17 protein-coding genes, 1 tRNA gene and 2 pseudogenes are annotated in these 15,458 nt (G+C 69.2%); 6 read left to right on the top strand and 14 right to left on the bottom strand.

The features are described 5' to 3' along the window. Positions 1-5: 5 nt before the first annotated feature. The gene (locus AB0K21_RS35620) at positions 6-554 is read right to left on the bottom strand and encodes a MerR family transcriptional regulator (protein ID WP_343976758.1); all 549 of its coding nucleotides are present in this window, start codon (positions 552-554) and stop codon (positions 6-8) included. Positions 555-564: 10 nt separating this feature from the next. Further along, entirely contained in the window at positions 565-1,425 is an 861-nt protein-coding gene (locus tag AB0K21_RS35615; RefSeq protein ID WP_343976761.1) for an SDR family NAD(P)-dependent oxidoreductase, read from the bottom strand. Between the two features lie 802 nt (positions 1,426-2,227). Here AB0K21_RS35615 and AB0K21_RS35610 point away from each other — a divergent pair. Beyond that, on the top strand, positions 2,228-3,310 hold the full coding sequence (locus AB0K21_RS35610; RefSeq protein WP_364156171.1) for a DUF6461 domain-containing protein: 1,083 nt from the start codon (positions 2,228-2,230) through the stop codon (positions 3,308-3,310). 156 nt (positions 3,311-3,466) lie between these two features. Here the strand turns inward: AB0K21_RS35610 and AB0K21_RS35605 are convergent. The 7 genes from AB0K21_RS35605 to galU form a co-directional block, all read right to left on the bottom strand. Continuing rightward, a tRNA-Ala gene (locus AB0K21_RS35605) sits at positions 3,467-3,540 on the bottom strand. Between the two features lie 69 nt (positions 3,541-3,609). After that, positions 3,610-4,311 (bottom strand): hypothetical protein, encoded by a 702-nt coding sequence (locus AB0K21_RS35600; RefSeq protein ID WP_364156168.1) that lies wholly within the window; start codon positions 4,309-4,311, stop codon positions 3,610-3,612. Positions 4,312-4,435: 124 nt separating this feature from the next. Next, on the bottom strand, positions 4,436-5,089 hold the full coding sequence (locus AB0K21_RS35595; RefSeq protein ID WP_343964765.1) for a GNAT family protein: 654 nt from the start codon (positions 5,087-5,089) through the stop codon (positions 4,436-4,438). Between the two features lie 74 nt (positions 5,090-5,163). Continuing rightward, positions 5,164-5,637 carry a MogA/MoaB family molybdenum cofactor biosynthesis protein gene (locus tag AB0K21_RS35590; protein WP_343964683.1) on the bottom strand — a complete coding sequence of 158 codons (474 nt, stop codon included), beginning with the start codon at positions 5,635-5,637 and terminating at the stop codon, positions 5,164-5,166. Beyond that, positions 5,634-6,110, bottom strand: a complete 477-nt coding sequence (gene moaC, locus AB0K21_RS35585; RefSeq protein WP_343964685.1) for a cyclic pyranopterin monophosphate synthase MoaC — start codon at positions 6,108-6,110, stop codon at positions 5,634-5,636. The genes AB0K21_RS35590 and moaC overlap by 4 nt, the downstream gene beginning before the upstream one ends. Then, positions 6,107-7,294: a gephyrin-like molybdotransferase Glp gene (gene glp / locus AB0K21_RS35580; protein ID WP_343964687.1), complete on the bottom strand. Its 1,188-nt coding sequence runs from the start codon at positions 7,292-7,294 to the stop codon at positions 6,107-6,109. The genes moaC and glp overlap by 4 nt, the downstream gene beginning before the upstream one ends. 5 nt (positions 7,295-7,299) lie before the next feature. Continuing rightward, positions 7,300-8,199 (bottom strand): UTP--glucose-1-phosphate uridylyltransferase GalU, encoded by a 900-nt coding sequence (gene galU, locus AB0K21_RS35575; RefSeq protein ID WP_343964689.1) that lies wholly within the window; start codon positions 8,197-8,199, stop codon positions 7,300-7,302. A 25-nt stretch (positions 8,200-8,224) separates the two neighbouring features. Here galU and AB0K21_RS35570 point away from each other — a divergent pair, with 25 nt between their 5' ends. The 3 genes and pseudogenes from AB0K21_RS35570 to AB0K21_RS35560 form a co-directional block, all read left to right on the top strand. After that, positions 8,225-8,806, top strand: a complete 582-nt coding sequence (locus AB0K21_RS35570; RefSeq protein ID WP_364156162.1) for a 5-formyltetrahydrofolate cyclo-ligase — start codon at positions 8,225-8,227, stop codon at positions 8,804-8,806. A gap of 234 nt (positions 8,807-9,040) precedes the next feature. After that, a complete protein-coding gene (locus AB0K21_RS35565) occupies positions 9,041-10,546 on the top strand; it encodes a potassium/proton antiporter (protein ID WP_364156159.1) in 1,506 nt (501 codons plus the stop codon). A 118-nt stretch (positions 10,547-10,664) separates the two neighbouring features. Then, positions 10,665-10,805 (top strand): annotated as a pseudogene (locus AB0K21_RS35560) (FmdB family zinc ribbon protein); the annotation flags it as partial. A gap of 14 nt (positions 10,806-10,819) precedes the next feature. On the opposite strand, the gene AB0K21_RS35555 reads toward AB0K21_RS35560, so the two are convergent. From AB0K21_RS35555 to AB0K21_RS35540, 4 genes are all read right to left on the bottom strand, one after another. Then, the gene (locus AB0K21_RS35555; RefSeq protein ID WP_364156210.1) at positions 10,820-10,963 is read right to left on the bottom strand and encodes a hypothetical protein; all 144 of its coding nucleotides are present in this window, start codon (positions 10,961-10,963) and stop codon (positions 10,820-10,822) included. Positions 10,964-11,002: 39 nt separating this feature from the next. Then, positions 11,003-11,338 (bottom strand): hypothetical protein, encoded by a 336-nt coding sequence (locus AB0K21_RS35550; RefSeq protein WP_364156156.1) that lies wholly within the window; start codon positions 11,336-11,338, stop codon positions 11,003-11,005. 305 nt (positions 11,339-11,643) lie between these two features. Then, positions 11,644-11,769, bottom strand: a complete 126-nt coding sequence (locus AB0K21_RS35545; protein ID WP_343964695.1) for a hypothetical protein — start codon at positions 11,767-11,769, stop codon at positions 11,644-11,646. A gap of 86 nt (positions 11,770-11,855) precedes the next feature. Then, positions 11,856-12,809 carry an NAD(P)-dependent alcohol dehydrogenase gene (locus AB0K21_RS35540; RefSeq protein WP_343964697.1) on the bottom strand — a complete coding sequence of 318 codons (954 nt, stop codon included), beginning with the start codon at positions 12,807-12,809 and terminating at the stop codon, positions 11,856-11,858. A gap of 102 nt (positions 12,810-12,911) precedes the next feature. Between AB0K21_RS35540 and AB0K21_RS35535 the strand changes: the two genes are divergently transcribed. Beyond that, complete coding sequence (locus AB0K21_RS35535; protein ID WP_343964699.1) at positions 12,912-13,496, top strand: helix-turn-helix domain-containing protein; 585 nt, start codon at positions 12,912-12,914, stop codon at positions 13,494-13,496. A gap of 184 nt (positions 13,497-13,680) precedes the next feature. Then, on the top strand, positions 13,681-14,367 hold the full coding sequence (locus tag AB0K21_RS35530; RefSeq protein ID WP_364156152.1) for a hypothetical protein: 687 nt from the start codon (positions 13,681-13,683) through the stop codon (positions 14,365-14,367). A 243-nt stretch (positions 14,368-14,610) separates the two neighbouring features. Here AB0K21_RS35530 and AB0K21_RS35525 read toward each other — a convergent pair. Continuing rightward, positions 14,611-14,826 (bottom strand): annotated as a pseudogene (locus tag AB0K21_RS35525) (Tn3 family transposase); the annotation flags it as partial. Between the last annotated feature and the right edge of the window lie 632 nt (positions 14,827-15,458).

Genomic DNA, 15,458 nt, shown 5'->3' with positions numbered 1-15,458 from the left:
GTCCCTCACTCTGCCGGGAGTGCCCGTCGCAGCGGCTCGTCCGGCAGCGCCGTGCGGTCGGTACCGGTGGTGGTGCCGAGGTCCTGAACGTCCGGCCCGGTCGAGCCCCCGTACGTGGCGATCTTATATTCGACCGCCGTGAGGGAAAGGGTCAGCTCACGGATCCGGCGGCGGATGGTGTCGCGATGTTCGACCAGCACATCGAGCCGCTCCGGCACCGTGTGCCCTCCGGCATCGACGAGCGAGATGTAGTGCTGCAGGTCACGCATCGGCATACCGGACAGCCGCATCCGGGTGAGGAACACCAGGCGCCGAACCGCTTCGGCGTCGTAGACGCGATGACCATTACCGTCGCGGGCCACCTCGACCAGCCCGGCCCGCTCGTAATAGCGCAGCGTGTGAGGTGAGATGTCGAGGAGGCCGGCAACCTCGGCGATCGTCATCGTCTCGGGCAGATCGACCAGGTCGGCGAGGCGGTGGATCGCCTCGACCGACAGCGGACCGTCGTCCCCGAGCGCTTCGAGCGCTCTGGTCATCAGATCGTCGGTGGCCATGACCACGAGCCTAGATGGGCCGTACCGATGCGGAGACACCCTCGAAGTCGGCGCTGCGGGCGGTCTCGGCCCACTGCTCGACCTCGTCCAGGCCGCGCCGGTAGGCACGCGAGATACGCTCGACCGCCTCGCGCCCGAGCGGCAGCCGCAGCGGCACCTCGTCGCCGTGCGCGAGGGACACGATGATCTCGGCCGCCCGCGCCGGGTCACCTTCCTGGCGGCCGTCGGTCCCGGCCATGTCCGCACGGACGTCGGCGAGCAAGTCACGATAGGTCGCGGACGGCTCGACGAACTCGAGCACGTCGCCCCCATTGAAGCCGGTCCTGAACCGGCTGGGCTCGACGAGCATCACCCGGATCCCGAACGGCGCGACCTCCCCGGCCAGGGCCTCGGACCAGCCTTCGAGGGCGAACTTCGACGCGGAGTACGCCGACACGCCGGGGAACGACGTCCGCCCACCCTGGCTGCTCATCTGCACGATCGTCCCGGTGCCCCGCTCACGCATCGTGGGCAGCGCCGCCCGGACGAGCGCGGCGGGGCCGAACAGGTGCAGATCCATCAACTCGCGCAACTGCGCGTCACTGACCTCCTCAACCGCTCCGACCACGGCCCGTCCCGCGTTGTTGACCAGCACGTCGAGCTGACCGAAGCGGTCGAGGGTGTCGCGCACGAGGCCCGCGGCCGCCGCGACGTCCCGGGCGTCGAACTTCGCGATCAGGCAGTCGTCCGGGTACTCGGCCTCCAGATCGGCCACACTCTCGGGCCGGCGCACCGCCGCCACCACGTGGTCACCCGCCGCGAGCGCCGACTCCGCCAGTGCGCGTCCGAACCCGCGGGACGCGCCAGTGATGATCCAGGTCTGTGTCGTCATGGCGGGGACGCTATGCCTTCGAGCGCGCTCGAACGCAAAACCGACGTGACCCCCAAAACGGAAGATCGTGCCCGGAAGCGCAAGGGAACGTGGACCGCCACCTGCCCGCTCCGGCTCTTGAGGGTGAGCCTCCCCCGGTAGCGCCCCGCCCACCGTCGGCTTCGCCATGCCCAACGGCCGGATCTTGCTCCCCCATCAGCGGCCTGACACCACCCGGGCCTTCCCCGACACTGACTCCGCAGCCCTCAAAACCAGGACGAACCCGATTCGGAAACCCAGAAACGACAAGATCCCGCCCGATCGCGATGATCAGACGGGATCCCGTCAACCTCAGTCCAGCCGCCTCAAGAACGGCCTCTGGTGGAGATGGGGGGATTCGAACCCCTGACCCCTTCGATGCGAACCCTGGTAGGACGTGCCGGACCTGCTCGCCGGATGCCGTCTGGTGTCGTCAGGTACCGTGCTGATGCCGTCTGATGATCTCGGCCACGCCCCCGTGTCAGCGGGTTCGCTGACTTTTCGCTGACTCTGATCAGCCCTCCGCGGGCCAGTTCTCCTCGCCGGTCGCGAAGTCTCCACGCTGCGACAAGGTGATCATCTGCCCCTCCTCGCGTAGCATGGCCACCGCCTGGCGAGCGACGCCACGAGCGATGCCTTAACTTCTGACCGTCTCGGGCTTGATCGCAGTATGGGTCAGTCGCCGTCCGTCGTCTTCCCTCACCGTTGACGAATACGACGGATGCGCCTCCGACAGCTCCCGGATCGTTGCCCCCCTGCCATGCCACACGCAAAGGAGCGCCCCATGGATCCGATCCATGCGCGATACGCCGAACTTCTCGAAGCCGGTTTCCCTGACGGCCAAGTGTGCGTGACCTGGTGTAAGAACAACGACTTGGAAGAGGTCGCCCACTACTTCGGCGCGGCTCCCGGAACAGGGTCGTGGGCCACGCTCGACGAGCTCGAGGATCTGGAGGAGGAGCACGGAGAGGAACTGGTCGAGCTCACCACGACGGGCGAATGGACGATCGCCCTGGAACCCAGCGGATTCCAGGGAGTGCGCTCCGCGGTTCTGGAGCCTTTGTCGGCTGGCGGATGTGCCTTAAGTGTGTTCTGGAACGTCGAGTGGGACAGCAAGGTGGCTTACGCCGTCGACGGCCGGGTCGTCACGTCCTTTGACTTGCTGGACATCGGGCAGCGCTCAGGCAGTGATCCGACCGCCTTGGACGAGCTTCTGCATCAGGTCGGCCTGCACGACGGCCTGCCAGCGCAGGCGCGCAAGGCACGGGTTCTGGCCCTGGGCGAAGTGATCAGCGGGCAGCGCCTCACCCCGCGGTGGCTGCGCTCCGATCAGTTCACGATCCTTGTCACCGACCCACTGCCCAACCCCCTCGTGCCCGCCACCCTTCGGAATCCGCGCGCGCCCTTCCTGGACGAGCCGGAGATGGCGCGGATTCTCGCCGACCCCTCGCCGGCCGTACTGCTCGACATCACCAAGCTGGCCGTCTCCTTCGCCGTCGCCGCGATCGATTTGGAAGATTCACTCGGCGAGGAGACACTGCGGGTGCTGGAGCACGGCGAGCGCTCGCCTGGCGAACGTGAGGCACTGCGGTCGCGGCTGGCCCGGCTGTGTACCGAGACCGATGGGCAGGCCAAGCAGATCCTGGCGCGCTCCACGCCGGGCGCGACCGACGAGGTGATGCCACTGTGGCGGAAGAGCGCCGCGCTTGTCCTTCTGGAGCAGGCTCTGGGCCCTTCTCCCGTCGACGCGGCCCGTTCCGCTGCCGAGCGGGCGGGGAATTTCTGCACGACCGGAACAGACCACATGCGCCTGCGCGTGCTAAGCAACGTCGTCGAACGCGTCGCATATGACCTGCGACACCTTTGACCGCCCCCAGATCAAAATCTGTGTGTCCACCGGCGACCAACACACCGCATAACCCGCTGCCACATGCATGATCGATGGCTTGTCGAACTGCCACATAGATCCCGAGCAACAAGAAGGCCCGGCTCCATGATCTGGAACCGGGCCTTCTCAATCTTGTGGAGATGAGGGGATTCGAACCCCTGACCCCTTCGATGCGAACGAAGTGCGCTACCGGACTGCGCTACATCCCCAAGACGTGGACTAGATTAGCAAACTTCCAGGGGCACTCGCGCCATCCAGAGCCACCGTCGGTGCCACCGTCAGTCGCCGACCGCGCGGCGGGGGCTCTCGGCGTACTGGTCGAAGAGTTCGTCGCGGAGCGCGGTCAGGTCGATGACCTCGGCCACCGGGCGCTGGGCCTCCAGCAGGGCGGCGCGGCGGCGGGCGCGTCTGGCACGTTCCGCGCGGGCCTTGGCGGCCGCTCTCCGCTGCTCGGCGTCGATCTGCACGGTGACCCGGAGGATGGCCAGATAGGTCCCCAGCAGCACCACTGAGGGCGCCACACCCCACCAGGGGATGATCCGGACGGCGGCCGTCACCACGGAGGCGAGCAGGAGCAGCACGCACCAGAAGGTCAGCCGCCTGCGCTTGGCCACCTGCCTCCCCCTGCGCCGGAGCTCGGCGCGACGGCGCTCGGCCGCGGCCCTACGCGGGTTGGGCCGGCCGGCCGGGGGCGAGGTCCGCGCGTCCGCCGGGGTCTTCCCGGCGGCGGGCGAGGGCACGTCGTCGTCCGCCGGGAACTCCGACGTGCTCTCGGCGGCGGAAAGGGCTCCCGAGGAGGACTCCGGAGAGGAGGCGTGCGGCGGCTCGACCAGGGTCTCGGTGGAGTCCTCGTCGTAGGCGTACGACTCGGGGTCCTTGGCCGTCTCGACGAGGGTGTTGCGGTCGCGGCGCAGCCACATGGGCACGAGCACGCACAGCCACATGATGACAATGGCCAGATACAGGACGACGCTGCTCACGGCCACCTCCGGGCAGCACGAAGACACGGGTGGTCCCCCGGCGCCTTCGATGTGCTCATGTCACGCACCGTAAGACCGCGTGTCACTATTTGACGAGCATTCGATGCGGTGTGTCGCGAGATCTTCAAACCTCTTCGTGCGGAGTGCCGCCATGGGCGGCCGCCTCACGGGCCCGCCGCCACCGCACCAGCAACCCTCTCGGTGCGTCTTCGACCGTGAGCGCGTAACAGATATGGTCGCGCCAGGCACCATCGATGTGTAGATGCCTACGTCTGATGCCCTCTTCCCTGAAACCAAGCTTTTCAACCACTCTGCGGCTTGCGTGATTTTCCGGGCGAATGTTGGCCTCGACGCGATGCAGTCCGGTGGTGAAGAAGCAGTGGTCGACCGCCATCGCGACCGCGGTGGGGGCGATCCCGCGACCGGCCAGCGCGCCGTCCACCCAGTAGCCGATCTGTGCCGACCTGGCGGAGCCCCAGACGATGGCGCCCACGGTGAGCTGCCCGGCGAAGGCACCCTCGTAGGTGATCACCCACGGTAGCGCGAGGCCCTGCCGGGCCTCCCTGCGCAGGGTTCCGGCCATCGAGATGTAGGGACCGAGGCCGGTCTTGAAGAGGGGGGTCTCGGGATTGCTCGGCTCCCAGGGACGGAGCCAGTTCGCGTTGCGCAGCCGCGACTCCCGCCAGACGCGTACGTCCCGCAGCCGCAGCGGTCGAAGTCCTACCGGACCTTCCGTCAGGGTCACCGGCCAGCCACGAAGTCGATCCACGCCCTCCATCATCCCCCCAACACCGCCCACCGTGCCATGGGAGCCGGGGCAGCGGCCGCGAGGGGCCCGCGCGAGGGTACGGGTCAGCGAGGGTGGTCTCCCCCGCGAATCTGGTCCACGGCGTGCCGGAGCACGGGCGCCAGCACGGCCATGCCGTCGCGCACCCCTCCGGAGGAACCCGGCAGGTTGACGATCAGCGTGCCGCCCGCCTGCCCGGCGAGCCCGCGCGACAGGATCGAGGTGGGCACCTTCTCCCGGTTGACCTGACGGATGGCCTCGGCGATGCCGGGGACCTCCCTGTCGATCACCCGCCGGGTCATCTCCGGGGTGAGGTCGGCCGGGGTCAGCCCGGTGCCGCCGGTGGTGACGATCACGTCGTACCCCTCGGCCACCCCGGAGCGGAGCGCCGCCTCGACCGGCTCGCCGTCGGGAACCACCCTCGGCCCCTCCACCTCGCACCCGGCCTCGGCGAGCAGCCCGGCCAGCAGCTTCCCGGACGTGTCCTGGTACGTCCCGGCGGCGGCCCGGTTGGACGCGGTGACCACCAGAGCTCTCACGAGGTTCCCCTGGTCCAGACGCCCGTCTTGCCGCCGGTCTTCTCCTCGACCCGGACATCGGTGATCACGGCGGCCGGGTCGACCGCCTTGACCATGTCGATCAGGGCGAGCGCGGCGACCGAGACCGCGGTCAGCGCCTCCATCTCGACCCCGGTACGGTCGGCGGTCCTGACCCGTACCGTGATCTCCACGCCGTCGTCGACCACGGCCAGCTCGACCTTGACCCCGTGCAGCGCGATGGGGTGGCAGAGCGGGATCAGGTCGGGGGTCCGCTTGGCACCCATGATCCCGGCGATCCGCGCGGTGCCGATCGCGTCGCCCTTGGGGACCTCCCCCGACCGCAGCAGCGCCACGGCCTCGGCCGAGAGCAACACCCTGCCGGTGGCGGTCGCGGTACGGACGGAGACGTCCTTGGCCGAGACGTCCACCATGCGCGCCGCGCCGGTCTCGTCGATGTGTGTGAATCCAGTCACAGCGGGATGACCTCCACCTTCGCTCCCTCGGGAAGCTCGACGACGTCCTCGGGGACCACGATCAGCGCGTTGGCCGCGGCCAGCGCGGCGAGCTGGTGGGACCCCTGCCTGCGCACCGGGTCGACGGTGCCGCCGGGACCGAGCACGCCGCGCAGGTAGGAGCGCTTCCCCTCGGGCGAGCGGAGCGGCCCGGTGGTGATCGCCCGCACGGTCGGCGTGGGCTCGGCGGCCAGCCCGCCCATCTTCCGTAGCGCGGGCCGGACGAACACCATGAACGACACGAACGACGACACCGGGTTGCCCGGCAGCGTGAAGATCGGGATGTGGTCCTCGCCGACCACGCCGAAGCCCTGGGGCATGCCCGGCTGCATGGCGACCCGATCGAAGCGGACCGTGCCGAGCGGCCCGAGGGCCTCCTTGACCGGCTCGTACGCCCCCATCGAGACACCGCCGCTGGTGATCACCAGATCGGCCCGCAGCAGCTGCGCGTCGAGCTGGTCGAGGAAGCGCGCGGCGTCGTCGGCGACGATCCCGGCCCGGTAACCCTCGCCACCCGCCTCACGGACCGCGGCGATCAGGGCGAAGCTGTTGGACTCCCAGATCTGACCGTCGCCCAGGGGCAGGCCGGGCTCGACCAGCTCGGCCCCGGTGGATATCACCACCACCCTCGGACGGGGCCGCACCAGCACCCGGCGGCGGCCCACCCCGGCCAGCACCCCGAGCTGCGCGGGCCCGATCGGGGTGCCCGCGGGCAGCACGACGTCGCCGGCGCGCACGTCCTCCCCCGACCTGCGGATGGCGTTCCCCGGCGGCGCGGGACGGTTGATCAGCACCTGTGCCGTGCCGCCGTCGGTCCACTCGACCGGGATCACCGCGTCGGCCCCGGCGGGCAGCGGGGCCCCCGTCATGATCCGCATGACCATGCCGGGGCCGATGGCCTGCACCCGGCCGTCACCCGCCGCGATGTCGTCGATCACCGGGAGCGTCACCGGGGCGTCGGCGACGTCCTCGGCCCGCACGGCGTAGCCGTCCATCGCGGAGTTGTCGAAGGGCGGCAGCGGAACCGGGGCCGTGACCTCCTCGGCCAGCGTGGTGCCCAGCGCCTGCTCCAGCTCCACCTCCAGCGGGGCGAGGACCCGGACCGTGCGCAGGATGTCGGAAAGGTGGTCGTCTACCGATCTCATGAAGCTCATCGCGCGGCCAGGAACTCCTTGAGCCAGGGCAGGAACTCCGGCGCCAGGTCGGGGCGGTCGGCGGCGAACTGCACCACCGTCCGCAGGTAATCGAGCTTGTTGCCGGTGTCGTAGCGGCGGCCCCGGAACAGCACCCCGTGCACCGGGCCACCCTGGTCGTTGCCACGCCCGGCTAGGGTACGCAGGGCGTCGGTGAGCTGGATCTCGTTGCCGCGTCCCGGCGGGGTGTTCTCCAGGACCTCGAAGACGGCCGGGTCGATCACGTACCGGCCGATGATCGCCCAGTTGGACGGGGCCTCGTCCGCGGGCGGCTTCTCCACCAGGTCGGTCACCCTGACCACGTCCTCCTCGTCGGTGGGCACGATGGCGGCGCAGCCGTACAGGGAGACCTGTTCCCTGGGGACCTCCATCAGCGCGATGACGCTGCCACCGTGCGTGCCGCGCACCTCGATCATGCGCTTGAGCAGCTCGTCGCGATAGTCGATGAGGTCGTCACCGAGCAGGCACGCGAAGGGGTTGTCGCCCACGTGCTGCTTGGCGCAGAGGACGGCGTGGCCGAGGCCGCGCGGCGTACCCTGCCGTACGTAGTGGATGGTGGCCAGGTCCGCGGGCTCGCGTACCTGGGAGAGGCGCTCGTCGTCGCCCTTGGCCTCCAGGGCCTCCTCAAGCTCGACCGCCCGGTCGAAGTGGTCCTCGATGGAACGCTTGTTCTTCCCGGTGACCATGAGGACGTCGAGCAGTCCGGCGGAGACCGCCTCCTCGACGACATACTGGATCGCGGGCTTGTCGACGATCGGCAACATCTCCTTGGGGGTCGCCTTGGTCGCCGGAAGAAAACGGGTGCCCAGACCCGCCGCGGGGACAACGGCTTTCGTCACAGCTTCGAAGTCGGCCATAACCAAAACCATAGTGGAGGGACCCGTGGACAAGCTGAGGCTGCGTGCCACTATCGAAGCGGCGCGGGCCGCGATCCCCGATGAGCGGCGCCAGGCGGCCTCCGTCCAGATCAGGGAATCCCTGCTGGACCGGCCCTGGGTCCAGATGGCCGGGCTCGTCGCGTGCTACTGGTCGATCGGGACGGAGCCCGCGACCCACGGGCTGGTCTTCGCCTTGTGGAAGCACGGCGCGACCGTGATCCTGCCCGTGCTGCGCGACGACAACGATCTCGACTGGGCCGTGTACGACGGCCCGGACACCCTGGCCCCCGGCCGCTTCGGGATCATGGAACCGGTCGACACCCGGCGCGGTGTCGACGCGATCAGGACCGCGGCACTGGTGATCGTGCCCGCACTGGCGGTGGACCTGTCCACCGGGGTGCGGCTCGGGCGGGGCGGCGGCTCCTACGACCGGGCACTGGCCAGGGTCGGCCCGAACGTGCCGACCGTGGCCCTGCTGCACGAGGGCGAGTTGCTCGACGACGTGCCCGCCGAGCCGCACGACGTGGCGGTCCGCTACGCGGCGACACCCGAGGGGATCTTCAGGACGGGCGCCACGGGCACCTGAGCCGGCACACGAGCGCCCCGACCGCCCGGGAAACCTCCGACACCGGCGCCGGGAACACGGGCCCGACCACGGTGGGTCACCGGAATCCGCATCCGAACACGCGACCGGCGGGCGAAATCACCGCCCGCCCCGGGCCGGTGTGCGTCCGAGCCGTGACCCGTTGTGCGCGTGGGGCGTGTGTGACGCCCCTTCCGAATGCGACACAATGGTCCCCGGAGACAGAGAGGGGACCAGATGGGGGTCGACGTCTGGCTGCTTCTCGGCGCCGGAGTCGTCATCGCGGCCATCGTCGCCGTACGTGTCGCTCACTGGAGCGGACTGCCCAGCCTCCTGCTCTTCCTGGGCTTCGGGGTGATCCTCGGTGAGTCCGGGCTCGGGCTGCAGTTCGAGAACCCGGAGCTCGCGCAGCAGATAGGCCTGATCGCGCTGGCGATCATCCTGGCCGAGGGTGGCCTGACCACCACCTGGAGCCACGTCAGGGGAGCCATTCCCACCGCCCTGGTGCTCGCCACCGTCGGCGTGGGGGTGAGCATCGCGGCCGTCGCGGTCTCGGTGCATCTGATCCTCGCCCTGGACTGGCGGACCGCGCTGCTGGTCGGCGCGATCCTCGCCTCCACCGACGCCGCCGCCGTCTTCTCCGTGCTACGCCGCCTGCCGCTGCCGCCGCGCCTCGCGGGCATCCTGGAGGCCGAGTCGGGTTTCAACGACGCGCCCACGGTGATCGCGGTGATGCTGCTGAGCACCGCCACCTCGCCCAGCCTCGGGACCGCGCTGTTCGACGTGCTCTTCGAGCTGGTGGTGGGCGCGGCCGTCGGCCTGGCGGTCGCCCCGCTCGGCATCTACGCGCTGCGCCGCATCGCGCTGCCCGTCTCCGGCCTGTATCCCATCGCGGTGCTGGCCCTGGCGTTCGTCGCCTACGCGGGAGCCGTGTTGCTGCACGGCAGCGGCTTCCTGGCGATCTATCTCGCGACGCTGGTCATGGGCAACTCCCGGATGCCGCACCGCGCGTCCTCGCGGGGGTTCGCCGAGGGCGTGGCCTGGCTGGCCCAGATCGGCCTGTTCGTCATGCTCGGGATACTGGTCAGCCCCTCGGAGATGCCGGCCGCGATCGTGCCCGGCCTGGTCGCCGGGCTGATCCTGGTCGCGGTCGCCCGCCCTCTGTCGATCATGGTTTCCGCCCTCGTGACCCGTCTGACGGGCATCGCCAGGCTCAGCTGGCGGGAACAGGCGTTCCTGTCGTGGGCCGGGTTGCGCGGCGCGGTGCCCATCGTGCTCGCGACCATCCCCTGGGCCGCCACCTCCATCGAGAACGGCACGGCCAAGCTCGTGTTCAACGAGGTCTTCGTGATCGTCGTCGTCTACACGCTGCTACAGGGGCCGACCCTGCCGTTCGTGGCGAAACTCCTCGGGCTGTCCACCCCCGACGAGGCCCGCGACCTGGAGGTCGAGTCGGCGCCGCTGGAGGAGCTCAACGCCGACCTGCTCCAGGTCAGGGTGCCGCCGACGTCCAAGCTGCAGGGTGTGGAGATCTTCGAGCTGCGGCTGCCCAGGGACGCCCAGGTGACGCTGATCGTCAGGGAGGGCCGGACGTTCGTCCCCACCGACTCCACCAGGCTCAAGGTCGAGGACCAGCTCCTGATCGTGACGACCGCCGCCTGCCGGGACACCGTCGAGCGCCGGATGCGGGCGATCAGCCGCAGGGGCAAACTCGCGGGCTGGTACGGCGAGCGCGGCGTCTGATCGAGATCTCCCTATGGAATGCGAAGACTCCAACTCGCGTTTAAGCTTGTCGGCTGCGTACCATTAGCAGTCGCGCCACTAGAGTGCCAATCGGCGCGGACCACACGAGGAGGAGCGCGTGCCCACCTACCAGTACGCCTGCAGTGCCTGTAACCACCAGTTCGAAATCGTCCAGAAGTTCTCCGACGACGCTCTCACCGAGTGCCCGAGCTGCGCGGGCGACCTGCGCAAGGTGTTCTCCGCGGTCGGCATCGTCTTCAAGGGTTCGGGCTTCTACCGGACCGACAGCCGGTCGTCCTCGTCCAGCACGGTGAGCTCGTCGAGCTCCTCGGACTCGTCCGGCTCGTCGAAGTCGTCCGAGTCGTCGAGCTCCTCGACCTCGTCGGAGTCGAAGTCGGACTCGAAGTCCGACGCCAAGCCGGCGAAGGTGGCGAGCAGCCCGGCTGCCGCGGCGTCCTAGGTTCCCGGCCGCCGAGAGGTTCGGTCGCCCGACGGGCGGTCGGCCGTCGAGCCGAGCAATTCCCGGGGGAGCCTGTCCAGCAGTTCCCCGAGTTCGGGATGCTCGGCCGGGTCCCAGTCGCCGATCAGCCGTGCGAGCCCTCCGCGCGCCTCTTCCACCAGGCGGCTCGCCAACCGCTCGCCTTCGGGGGTGAGTTCCAGGACCTTTCGGTCCCCTGATCGGCGGATCAGGCCGCGCTCGACGAGCGTGTCCGCGTACGGCCGGCCCTCCTCGGCGGTCACCCCCGTCCGCGCCGCGAGTTCCGGGGTTATCTTGGGTTCTTGGCCCTTCAACGCAGGTCAGGACGTGATGATCTTGTCAGGCACGTAAGGCGTGTTGGCCGGGGTTGAAGGTCACCGGAACGGAAGACGCCGTAGCGACCGGCGGTGACGTCGCCGTCTTCCGCGACGGCGATCCCGACCAGGACAGCCCCGACCAGGAGGTCGTTGACGAAGCCGCGGAGCCGAGCACGGTGCCCAGGTTCAGCCCCAGGACCGTGCACCCGCAGCGGAGGTGGACCAAGCATCTCGACGCTGGTCCAGGCCAGCGTCGACGTCATCGCGGTCCTTCCGGCGGCTGCTGACGGGTTCGTCGGCCTTCAGGGAAGCTCAGGCGGTTCCTTCAGCATCACGACCGTCGACATGGTGGCGCGGGTGCCGCTCTGGCTGACCGTCACGTTGTCATCGGCCTGCGGCGGCGGGCTGCCAGGCGGGTCTTGGGTCACCTCTCTGCCACGCTTGCGATGTATTTGGCCGCCAGAAGCAACCCTTGGCTTCATTCGCCGAAGTGCCGGCCCGCTTCGCGCACAGGTCAGCGCTGCATGTCGATGATGAGCTTCCCACGGACTCCGCCGGCTTCGAGTCGTCGGTGAGCCTCTGTGACGTCGCCGATCGGGTAGACGGCGTCGATCACAGGGCGGACGCTGCCCGCCTCGGCGGAGGCGGTGAGCTCGGCTATCCGCGCGGGGGAAGGGTTGTTGCTGAAGAGTTTCATGCGCCGGGGCGAGAGGGCGGCTCGCAGTCCCGTGGTGGCCATGGAGGTCAGGATTCGGTCCTGGTCGAAGGCCAGCGCGACCATGCGGCCACGACGATCGAGCCGGGCCTGGTAGGCCCCGAGATCGGTGCCCACGACGTCGAGGATCACATCGTAATGACCGAGGTCCTGCGGCCGGGTCGTGCGGTAGTCCAGGGCCGCGTCGGCGCCGAGTTCGGTGACCCAGCCGAGATTGCGTGCGCCGGCGAGCGCGGTGACGTGGGCGCCGAGCGCCTTGCCCAGTTGCACGGCGATGCTGCCGACGCCGCCTGTGGCGCCGCGGACCAGGAGCCGTTCACCGCTGGTGAGGCCGGCCTTGTCGGTCAGGGCGGTCAGGACGGTGGTGCCCGACGAGGGCAGGGCGGCGGCGTCCAGCAGGCTCAGGTTCTTGGGGGCCCGGGCGAGCCGTTGTTCGGGGACGGTGACGTAGTCGGCGATGGCGCCGAAGGCGAAGTGCGGCATCAACCCCCACACCTCCTCTCCCTCGCTCCAGGCGTGTACGCCGGAGCCCAGGGCCGCGATGCGGCCGGTGAAGTCGCCCCCCAGGCCGCGGGGGAAGCGGGCTCGGGCGATGCCGCGCAGTCTGCCTGCGCGGAAGGCGAGTTCTCCGGCATCCACGCTCGCGGCGCGGACCTCGACGAGCACCTCTCCCGGCCCAGGCTGAGGCGTGGGCACGTCGTTGATGCGCAGCACCTCGGGAGGGCCGAATCGGGTGTATTGGACGGCGCGCATGATCTCTCCCAATCGTCGGACCATAAGTGGGCTCGCGGCCCACTTACGGTTCGGCTACTCTAACCGGAGCGCCAGCCCACTTGTCAAAACCTGGAGGAGGCCATGCCCCACGCCGCCCGGCGACGGCCCCTGCGTGCGGACGCCCAGCGCAACTACGACCGCATCGTCAGCGCGGCCCGGGACGTCTTCGCGCGTGACGGCGCCGGCGCCGCCCTGAAGGAGATCGCCCGTCAAGCCGGGACGGGATCGGCGACGCTGCACCGCCTCTTCCCCTCCCGCCGGACCCTGCTCGAAGCCGTCTTCCACGACCGCGTCGAGGACCTTTGCGCCATGGCGGCACAACGCGCCGAGGAGAACGAGCCGGGCCCCGCGCTCCTGGCCTGGCTTGGCGACCTCAACACCTACGCGTGCGCCAGTCGCGGCCTGGCCGCCTCACTGCTGCAAGACAGCCGGGATGCCGACCTGTTGGAGCAGAACGCAGGCTGCCAGGCGATGATCACCGATGCGGCGCGCGACCTCCTGCGGCGAGCACAACAGACAGGCGCCGTACGCCCCGGGATCCGCGCCGAGGACCTGCTCGCGCTCGTCAACGCCATCTCACTGGCCGCCGAGCAGCACGATGACGACGAACAGGCGGACCGGCTGCTGGAGATCGCGATCGAGGGCATCCGAGGCCAGGCCGCATGACGGATCAGGTGGAGACGCCCTTGGCCGGCGTAGCCCTGCCGGGGTGCGTTCGCGGAGCCGCATCGATCAGGGCCGGCCGGGGCGTAGGGGGATGTCAGTGACGCGTGACACTGTGACGTCCATGAATTTGAGCGTGCGTGAAGCCGTCCTCGACGCTGGACGGGCCCTTGCCGTACCCGATCCGGTGACCGAGGCGTTCATCCGCCTCCTGCGCCCCTGCATCTACCTCTGCCCCTACGACGAACTGCCGCAAGAGCTGAAGAAGGATGCCCGGCCGGCCGCTCGGGCCCTCGGGTTTCCCCATCTGCCCGAGGACGTGGAAGTGCCCTCGTACCGGTCGCACGTGGTGACCATCGACTGCGCCGCCCTACCTGCCGATGTCCTCGACATCGACTTTCCCGCCGACGGCCACCTGGTCATCCTCGCCGAGATCACGGACGACCCGGAGGATGGCGTCATCATCCACCTCCCGGCAGGCACTGAGACCGTCGAACGACAATCGCAGTCGAAGTCTCATGAGCCGTTCCCGCTCTACGCGGTCCCGGGCACCACCAAGCCCGACCCTCTCCACTGGTCCCAGGTTGCGGAAGCGGCCGACTACGCCGAGGGCGACGCCGAGCGGGCCCGCCTCGTGACCAAGTTGATCGACGAGATAGGGGAGATTCCCGACGTCCGGTGGAAATATGACCTCCAGCTCGGCGGCTACTCCCGCGCCTTTCACAACCCGGTCGAAGACCGCGGGAAGGCACTGTTCCTCTCCATCCCGGAGAGCGCGGTCTTCGGGGACGGTTGCATCACCCTCGTCTCGGGGACCCGGGAGCAGATCGCAGAGCACCGCTACGACGAACTCGAGTTCGACGTCGAGTGCTGACATTTCCAGGACCGGCGGCCGACGGTAGGAGCGACGTCCACCGGCCCTCGCCTCCGCGCGGCCATCTTCGACTCGGCTGGCTTACGGCGGCGTGACACCGCCCGGCAAACCGAAGAACAAGCCCGCCGGGTATGGGTGGGATGGATGACGGCCGCCCGACACGAGGCGGGCATCAGTCCCGCCGGTGACCGCTCCACCGTGGCTGGCGCCGCCGCCCGCTTCCTCGGCACGCTCCAGGTCGCCACCACTCACGTTGATGTGCCGGCGGACGAAGGGCGACAGGCGTGCGATGTCTTCTCCGGCCAGAGGGTAGCCCTCGGCCTTGAGCTGATCGAGTGCCCGGTCCATGTAGAAGGTGTTCCACAGCGTGACGCAGTTGAGCACCAAGCCGAGCGCGCCGAGCTGGTCCTCCATGCCCTTGTGGTAGCGCTGGTAGAGCTCGCCCTTCTTGCCGTGGAAGTAAGGAATAACCCCACAGTTCCCTGAGCCCTCCATCGTCGCCATAGCTCCAGGACCTGGGCGTTCTCCGTACAGAGCACGTCGCTCTGGCGGTTGAAGGGATCTCGGGATCGGTGAAGCTTCTTCCTCTTCGTTGAGGTTTTTGTCGTGGTGGTGAAGCCGAGGAGTCGTGTGCCGGCCCCGGTCGAGGATGGCTCGGTCCGGTGCTGGGCGCCGCCCTGGCAGAGGACGCCTGCTCACGCGGGGGTTGGCTCCGTAGCCTCAACTGCTCGCTGGGCCGGGGTGGCCTCGCGTCGCCGGGTCCTGGGCGCCGCCCGGTGCCGCTCCGGGAACGGCTGACCGTAGACGGCCTTGGGTTCCGGCGAACCCAAGGGTGCACAACCTCCCAGACCACCCCAACAGCCTGGGCTCGACCCTTGGGTTCGCGGGAACTCTGGGGTTTCAGGGCCCTCCACTCGGGTCGGCGTCATAGGACGCAAAGTAGCTCTGTGTAATCGCGTGTCAGTGTCGACAGACTCTCTTCTGTCGACACTCCACCGGCAAACTACGAGGTCGCAGGTAGTGAGCATCAAGAACTCGTGCCGAGAATCAACGTCGGCGAACGGGTCGGTGAGTGGATTCCGACAGGCACC

It is taken from the genome of Streptosporangium sp. NPDC049248, assembly GCF_040678965.1.
Classification (GTDB): Bacteria; Actinomycetota; Actinomycetes; order Streptosporangiales; family Streptosporangiaceae; genus Streptosporangium; species Streptosporangium fukuiense.
This window is presented reverse-complemented; position numbering and strand designations above follow the sequence as displayed.